At 62.5% G+C, this 3,498-nt stretch carries 2 protein-coding genes, 1 tRNA gene and 1 pseudogene; 1 reads left to right on the top strand and 3 read right to left on the bottom strand.

The genetic code is table 11. From position 1 onward, the window contains the following. On the bottom strand, positions 1 to 776 hold a 776-nt coding region (locus V7M64_RS22050), incomplete at its 3' end, for a putative sulfate exporter family transporter (protein ID WP_333682290.1). Positions 777 to 880: 104 nt separating this feature from the next. Between V7M64_RS22050 and V7M64_RS22045 the strand changes: the two genes are divergently transcribed. Next, positions 881 to 1,798 (top strand): LysR family transcriptional regulator, encoded by a 918-nt coding sequence (locus V7M64_RS22045; protein WP_333682288.1) that lies wholly within the window; start codon positions 881 to 883, stop codon positions 1,796 to 1,798. Between the two features lie 35 nt (positions 1,799 to 1,833). Here the strand turns inward: V7M64_RS22045 and ybaL are convergent. Together ybaL and V7M64_RS22035 are read right to left on the bottom strand one after the other, a co-directional pair. Then, positions 1,834 to 3,021, bottom strand: a pseudogene (gene ybaL, locus V7M64_RS22040) (YbaL family putative K(+) efflux transporter); the annotation flags it as partial. 378 nt (positions 3,022 to 3,399) lie between these two features. Beyond that, positions 3,400 to 3,473: transfer RNA gene (locus V7M64_RS22035), tRNA-Cys, on the bottom strand. Positions 3,474 to 3,498: the final 25 nt, after the last annotated feature.

The raw sequence follows: 3,498 nt of genomic DNA, 5'->3' as shown, positions 1-3,498 counted from the left end.
AAGGCCATCACCAGCAGCAGCGGACCCAGGGCCAGCACTCGCACCATCTTCGCTACCACTGCCGCATCGGCCGTGGCATCGCTCACCATCTTGCCCGACGCGATGACCTGCGCCACCTCATGCAGCGTGGCACCGGTAAAGATGCCGAAAGCGCGCTCGCTCACCGCGAGATGCCAATGCTGCGTGGCGAGTTCATACATCCACGGGTAGAGCAGCATGCCGAAGGTGCCGAACAGCACGACCGTCGCCACGGCAACCGCCGTCTGACGGTCGTCGGTGCGCACCACCGACGACACGGCGATAGCTGCCGCGGCGCCACACACCGCGCTGCCGGCGCTTACCAGAATCGCCTCGCGGCGGCTCAGGCCGAAAAACGACGAACCCACCCAGGTACCAAACAGCAGCGTTGTCACCAGCATCAGCAACGGGACGATGACCCCACCCACGCCAAGCGCCGCGATTGCACCAAACGTCAGGCGAAGGCCATATAGGGCAACGCCAAGCCTGAGCATGTGATGGCGTGCCACCTGCATGCCCGGCGCCAGCGGCGTCAGCCAATGCTTGGGCATCGTATTGGCAGCGATCATCCCGGCAAACATCGCCAACGTCAGCGCCGACAGGCCGTATTGCGAGATGGCCGGATGATTGGCCAGCACCTGGGCAAGCCAGGCAATCGCGCCAAGGGGGATCAGCGTCAGGATGCGTTTGCGCCACAGCGTGAGCGTGGACGGGGCAATGGCAACCGGGATCGAATGTGGGGCAGGAGCCGTGGACATGGCAGCGACGAGTTCTTTGTTCGATGCCTTGCAGCGTACGCACCCGTAGCTAACCCGTAAAACGGGTAATATCGTTATACCTAATTTGTTTTATCGATAAGCCTATGGACCAGCGTCCGCTCCGCCTGACCCTGCGCCAGCTGCAAGTGTTTGTTGCCGTCGCCCAGCACGGCAGTACAACTGCGGCTGCGGATGCGCTGGCCATGTCCCAGTCGGCAGTCAGTGCATCGTTGGCCGAGCTGGAACGTGCCTTGAACGGCGCACTATTCGATCGCGTGGCGCGCCGACTGGCGATCAACGAGGCCGGGCGCCAGTTTTTCCCGCGCGCGCTATCACTGCTGGACCAGGCCCATGAACTGGAGCGGTTTGCGTCAGAAGGCGGCGTTCAGTTGCGGATTGCTGCCAGCAATACGATCGGCAGCTATATCTTGCCGGCGCTGCTGGCTGGCTTCCGTAACGCCCAGAGCGGCCCATGCACGCTCGACCTGCGTATCGGCAACACCCAGGACGTGCTGCACGCCCTGCTCAAATTCGAAGTCGACATCGGGCTGATCGAAGGCACCAGCCATGAGCGCGACCTGCGTAGCATGCATTGGTGCGACGACGAAATGGTGGTAGTTGTCGGGCCGACGCACCCGCTGGCGATGACCGCGGACCGCCCGGAGATATTGCACGAGATGCTGCGGGAAGCCGACTGGATCGTGCGCGAACCAGGCTCCGGCACGCGCGAAATCATCGAGGCGAGGCTGGTGCCGGCGCTAGGCGCTCTACGCTTCGCGCTGGAACTCGGCAATGCGGAGGCTATCAAGCGCGCAGTGATGAGTGGATTCGGCGTCAGTTGCCTGTCGCTTCACGTGGTGCGGGACGAAATCGAGCGCGGACTGCTTGTGGCGCTGCAAAGCGGCCTGCCGCGTGTGATCCGCCCCCTTCAACTGGTAGTCCATCAGGACAAATTCCCCACCCAGGGGCTGCTCGCCTTTACCGAATACCTGCGCGGCGCGGCCCCGGTTCAGGCTGGCTGAGGATCGCGCTGCCCATCACCATCCAGACGCGCGGAGTAGCGGTCAAGCAGATGGAACAACACTGGATTGAGCAGGATCGACAACAGCGCACCAGCGAGAATCAAGGCCTGCCCACGCTCTGGAAGAATGTTCAGGTAGACGCCAAGGCTGGCCAGGATAAATGAGAACTCGCCAATCTGCGCGAGGCTCACGGCGATGGTCAAACCCACGCGGTGGCTGTGACCGAAAACTCGCACGATGGCCAGCGCCGCCAACGACTTGCCGACCAGAATGATCAGCAGCGTTGCGAGCACGCCCCAAGGATCGTTCACGAGCACCATCGGATCGAACAGCATACCGACCGAGACAAAGAACAGTACCGCAAATGCATCGCGTAGTGGCAGCGACTCTTCAGCGGCACGATGGCTGAACTCCGACTCCGCCAGCACCATGCCGGCAAAGAACGCGCCGAGCGCGAACGACACGCCGAATAGCGAATAGGCGCCAAATGCCACGCCCAGTGCGACGGCTAGCACGCCGAGTCGAAACAGTTCCCGGCTGCCCGTCCAGACAATGCGCTCGAGCATCCACGGAATGAAGCGCCGGCCGATCACCATCATCACCACAACGAACGCCACCACCTTGCCAAGCGTCGAGAGAATCTCGATCAGCACATCCATCGTTGCGGGTGCCGCCTTGGCCTCACCCTCCCCGCCGCCAAGCAGACCGGCCATTGCAGGCAGCAGCACGAGCGCAAGCACCATCGCCAGGTCTTCCACGATCAGCCAGCCCACGGCGATACGGCCTTGCTGCGATTCGATCAGATCACGCTCCTGTAGCGCGCGTAGCAGCACCACGGTACTGGCGACCGACAAGGCCAAGCCATACACGAGTCCCTGCCCCCAATGCCAGTCGAAGCCCCAAGCAACCAGCATGCCCAATGCCGTTGCAATGCTGATCTGCACGATCGCGCCGGGAATCGCGATCTTTTTCACGGCCATCAGGTCCTTGACGGAAAAATGCAGACCCACGCCAAACATCAGCAAAATCACGCCAAGCTCGGCCAGTTCCGGCGCCAGCGCCTGGTCAGCCGTGTAGCCGGGCGTGTGCGGCCCCACCACGATCCCGGCGCACAGATAGCCAATCAGGGGCGGCAGCCGAAACTTGTTGGCGATGGCCCCGAGAATAAACGCCAGCACGATGCCGCCGACAATGGTGCTGATGAGCGGGGTGGCGTGCTGCATGCGTTGGGGCTCCTTTCCGGTTGCCTGATGATCTGGGTGAAGCCACTGCGTCGCCCACGCGCCAACCGCTACACCCCGCGCATTGGCACGCCGGGAGCGGGGTAACACATGAATCGCTGGTGGTACGGGAAGAGCGGCCGCGGACTGTGGGGAGCACGACAAATCGACATGCGCCACGGCAGGGGAAATGCATCGGAATACGACTACGCGAGGTGGCTTGCCACGACAGGCGCCGTCCCGAATGCGTACGGCCTGACGTAATGTAACACGCTAAGCACGCGGCTCAGGATGAGAGCAATCCGAAAAAACGTAGGGATATTGGCGAATGCCGAGGCTGAAAAACATAACGGCGCCCATTGGGCGCCGTTTGCTTGCAACTGGAGGCGGAGGTCGGAATCGAACCGGCGTACACGGCTTTGCAGGCCGCTGCATAACCACTCTGCCACCCCGCCAGGTGACGATGCTGGATTGTATCCG

Source organism: Dyella sp., from assembly GCF_036746095.1.
In the GTDB taxonomy this organism is placed as follows: domain Bacteria; phylum Pseudomonadota; class Gammaproteobacteria; order Xanthomonadales; family Rhodanobacteraceae; genus Dyella_B.
The sequence above is the reverse complement of the archived record's forward strand: the minus strand, read 5'-3'. Positions and strand labels throughout refer to the sequence as shown.

Excerpts from the sequence above, each read along its gene's own strand:
- V7M64_RS22045 (WP_333682288.1), top strand. The coding sequence starts at position 881 with ATGGACCAGCGTCCGCTCCGCCTGACCCTGCGCCAGCTGCAAGTGTTT.